The sequence below is a fragment of the Actinocrinis sp. genome (assembly GCF_035938995.1).
Taxonomy (GTDB): Bacteria; Actinomycetota; Actinomycetes; order Streptomycetales; family Catenulisporaceae; genus DASZGI01.
The window spans coordinates 1-3984 of record NZ_DASZGI010000315.1 but is presented as its reverse complement, the minus strand read 5'-3'; the positions used below and the strand labels follow the sequence as shown (position 1 = coordinate 3984).

Below are 3984 nucleotides of genomic sequence, written 5' to 3'. Positions count from 1 at the left end.
CCGGTACGTGACCATCACCGGGTGCTACAACGACGCCTACGGACTGCCGTCCCGGGCGGTCAGCGAGATCAACGCGCACTACATCTGCGACATCCACCCGCGCAGCGCGTACTTCCGCGAGATGGCCGCCCACCGCCTGGTACCCGTCGCGGTGGTGGACCTGACCGAAGCGACCATCCCGTACTGGCAGCTGCGCGCCCGCTCCCCGCTGACCACCGGCATCGAAGAAACCTTCCTGACCGCGTACCGCAGCGGCAGCTTCCAATACCTGCTGATCGCCGCAGACCGCATCTGATCGCCCCGCCATCCCGCCCCGGTGGTCCCGTCGTCAGCGTTCGATTGTTCCCGGAGTCCTCCGACCGGCTCAGCTCCACGAGGCGCTCTCGTCGAACCCTTCGCCCCGCTGCGTCAGACTGAACCAGTTCCCTGAATCGTCGCGGAACAGCGCCTCGATCCCGTAAGGGCGCTTCGTGGGCCCCTGCACGAACTCCACGCCGCGTGCCGAGAGTTCCCGGTAGGTCGCCTCGCAGTCGTCCGTGCTCATCACTCCGGCGCCAAGCACACCCTTGGCCACCAGCGCCCGCAGCTGCTGCGCGGACTCGGGGTCCACCGCCGGGGGACCGGGGATCATGAGGGTGAGGGAATGGTCCGGCTGCCCCTTCGCACCGACCGTCACCCAGCGCGCTCCCGGCCCCATCTCCACGTCGTAGCGCAGCTCGAAGCCCAGCTTCTCGGTGTAGAACTTCAGCGCCGAGTCCTGGTCGAGCACCCACACCGTGGAGATCGTCAATCCTGTGATCATGATGTCCCTCCTCGCTCCCGGGGCGGCCCGCACGGCCGTGCGCCCGCGTGGCAAGCCTAGGAGAGCGGCCGCGGAGCGGGCTTCTCGAAAGTTGCGGCGCCGGGCGGGACGGAGGTCTTGAATCCGCCGGCCCACAGCAGCACGAAGCACCCGGGCACCGGCGGCTCCCCGTCCTGCAGCGCGGCGTCCCGGAACTCGGTCGGCGTTTGTCCGGTGAGCTGCTTGAACCGGGTGCAGAAGCTGCCCAGGCTCTCGAAGCCGACGGCCGCGCACACCTCGCTCACCGTGAGGTTCGCGCTGCGCAGCAGAGCCTGGGCGCGCTCGACGCGGCGCCGGGTGAGATACCGCCCCGGGCTCTCCCCGTAGGCCTGCTTGAACAGGCGGATGAAGTGATACGGCGAGTACCCGGCGATCGCGGCTACGTCGTTCAGGTCAAGGCGCCGCGCCCAATCCCGGTCCATCGCGTCCTTGGCGCGCCGAAGCAGCCGCAACCGCGCCACGTCCAAGGCGCCCTCGGGCGGCGATCGGTCGGCCACGTCTTCCAGCCTGCCACGTCCGACCTGGTCCTAGGACCAGGGCCCGATGACATCGGAGCCGAATCTCTGGGATAAATGGATCATGGACAGCCTCGACGCGGCATGGGTCGCCGCCTACCTCGACCGCATCGGAGCCCCAGCGCAGCAGCCGGACGCCGCCTACCTGCGCATCCTCCACCGGCTGCACCTGGATGCGGTCCCGTTCGAGAACCTGAGCATCCACCTGGGGAGGGCATCGTCCTGGAGCCGCAAGCGCTCGTCGAGAAGATCGTCGCAAGGAGGCGCGGAGGTTTCTGCTACGAGTTGAACGGGGCCTTCGCCACGTTGCTGCAAGCACTCGGCTATCGGGTGACCCTGCTGGCCGGACGCGTCTACTCGGAGAAAAACGACGCCTTCGGCCCCCCGTTCGACCACCTCGCCCTGCGCGTGGAAGCCCAGGACACCGGCGACGGCGGTCCGTGGCTGGTCGACGTGGGCTTCGGCAGGCACTGCGTGCTCCCGCTGCGCCTGGAAGACCGAGGCGATCAGCACGACCCCGGGGGCGTCTTCCGCATCAACGAGACCGGCGAGGGCGACCTGGACGTGTATCGCGACGGCGAACTCCAGTACCGCCTCGAGCAGCGGCCACGCGCACTGGCCGACTTCGAGGCGACCTGCTGGTGGCAGCAGACCGCACCCGACTCGCATTTCCTCCGGTCCCTGGTCTGCTCGCTCGGCGGAGCCGATGACCGCGTCACGCTCAGCGGACGCACGCTCATCGTCACGTGCGCGGGCGATCGCAGCGAGGAGCACCTCGAAGACGAGGCGGCGGTCCTGGCGGCCTATCGCGAGCGCTTCGGCATCGTGCTCGAACACGAACACGAACCGATTCTCAAGACCAGCTGATCGGCCACGCGAACACGAAGGTGTCCGTGCCGCCGCGCCCAGCACCTGCCCACGATCGCGGAATGCTTGCCAAGTCATCGCACTCGCCCCTGCTCGCGCCGACTCACGAAGACGCATCTGCCGCCCGAGTCTCCGAAGTGCCGTAATACGCCAAGCGTGAGGAACGACGTGCGGGCACGGCGGGACTGAAGTCGCCCCTGAAACGTCACAGCACGCTGCTCTGCGGCGAGGTCCCTATCGCGGTCGGTAAGTAAACCTTATTGACGATAACCCCGGCAAACTGCTTTAATCACACCGCGAATTAACCTCGGGTACCGATTGCGCGCACAGGTAAGGGCGACGCACCCCGCCCGGTGCCCGATCAGCCGTTCGGCGCGGCGGCAATGGCTCCTGGACCGCTCGGTCTAGAAGCCTTCCTTGAACGGGCTCATGCCCGGAAAGGCAGCGCCGCTATGGCCAAATTGCACAACGGGGTGCGAAACGATCGATCATTCCCGGTTCACATAAACATGTTTGCTAGAAAGTTCCGCACCCTCCGAAGCCGCGTGATCGCGGCGCTCGCCGCTGTCGCGCTGGGCGCCGGCTTGGGTGTCGCCGGGATGAGCGTGGCGGTCGCCCCAGCGGCTTCCGCCGCGACCGTCACCGGCCAGATCACCGGGTACCAGGGCCTGTGCTTGGACGACCGCAGCGCAAGCACGGCCAACCTCAACCCCATCCAGGTCTACACCTGCAATGGCACGAACGCCCAGCAGTGGACGGTCGACACCACCGGCAACACCCTTCAGGTGCTCGGCAAATGCCTTGATGTCAACGCCGCGGGCACTGCGAACGGAACCAAAGTCGACCTCTACGACTGCAACGGCACCGGAGCGCAGACGTGGATGCCCCAGTCCAACGGCGAACTCGTCAACCCCAACTCCGGCAAGTGCCTGGATGACACCGGCTGGGGCGGCTCCGGCACCCAGGTGCAGATCTGGAGCTGCACCGACGGCGCCAACCAGCAGTGGACCCTGCCGTCGTCTAGCGGCGGTGGAGGCGGTGGTGGAGGTGGCGGCGGCGGTCTGAACCCCTCGGTCGCTCCGGGTGGCAACTTCGACCTGTCGCTGTGGGAATTGCAGCTCCCGGTCGGTTCGCCCGGCTCGCCCACCACGATCCTGCCCTCGCAGCTGGAAGGTCCGAACGGTTTTCAGGACTCGTACTTCTACACCGCCTCCAGCGACGGTGCGATGACCTTCTGGGACCCGGAGAACGGCGTCACCACGCCGAACTCGAGTTTCGCGCGCTCGGAACTGCGCGAGATGGACTCCAGCGGTTCGCCGGCGAACTGGTTCGCCCCCGGAACACACACACTCAGCGCCACGTTGAAGGTCACCCGGGTGCCGGACCACGTCTGCGTCGGCCAGATCCACCTCGGCTCCGGCGGCTCGACCAAGCCGCTGCTCGAACTGTTCTACTACGCCAACGGCGACATCAAGATGGGCATCGAGCAGACACCGGCCGGGGGCAACGAAGTGCTCTACAACGTCGGCAACGTGCCGCTGGGCACCACTTGGAGCTACGTGATCGGCCTGAGCGGCAGCACTATCAGCCTGGTGCTCAACGGCGGATCGAGACAGACATGGACGGCCTCCTCGACCTTCAACGGCTATGGCATGTACTTCAAGGCCGGCGACTACGACCAGACCTCAGGCAGCGACTCCAGCGTCGGCGCACAGGTCGCGTTCTACGCACTGTCCATCCACCACAGCAGCTGATCTGATC

General features: G+C 67.0%; 3 protein-coding genes and 2 pseudogenes. 3 read left to right on the top strand and 2 right to left on the bottom strand.

Annotated elements, in window-relative coordinates; all coding sequences use genetic code 11:
• A pseudogene (locus tag VGZ32_RS22100) lies at positions 1–295 on the top strand (SAM-dependent methyltransferase); the annotation flags it as partial.
• 69 nt (positions 296–364) lie between these two features.
• Here the strand turns inward: VGZ32_RS22100 and VGZ32_RS22095 are convergent.
• Both VGZ32_RS22095 and VGZ32_RS22090 read right to left on the bottom strand, forming a co-directional pair.
• Complete coding sequence (locus VGZ32_RS22095; protein WP_326888056.1) at positions 365–802, bottom strand: VOC family protein; 438 nt, start codon at positions 800–802, stop codon at positions 365–367.
• Between the two features lie 56 nt (positions 803–858).
• On the bottom strand, positions 859–1263 hold the full coding sequence (locus VGZ32_RS22090; protein ID WP_349263712.1) for a helix-turn-helix transcriptional regulator: 405 nt from the start codon (positions 1261–1263) through the stop codon (positions 859–861).
• Positions 1264–1420: 157 nt separating this feature from the next.
• On the opposite strand from VGZ32_RS22090, the pseudogene VGZ32_RS22080 reads away from it, so the two are divergent.
• Positions 1421–2223: pseudogene (locus VGZ32_RS22080) on the top strand (arylamine N-acetyltransferase family protein).
• A 545-nt stretch (positions 2224–2768) separates the two neighbouring features.
• Positions 2769–3977, top strand: a complete 1209-nt coding sequence (locus VGZ32_RS22075; protein WP_326888054.1) for a polysaccharide lyase family 7 protein — start codon at positions 2769–2771, stop codon at positions 3975–3977.
• The last annotated feature ends 7 nt before the right edge of the window (positions 3978–3984 follow it).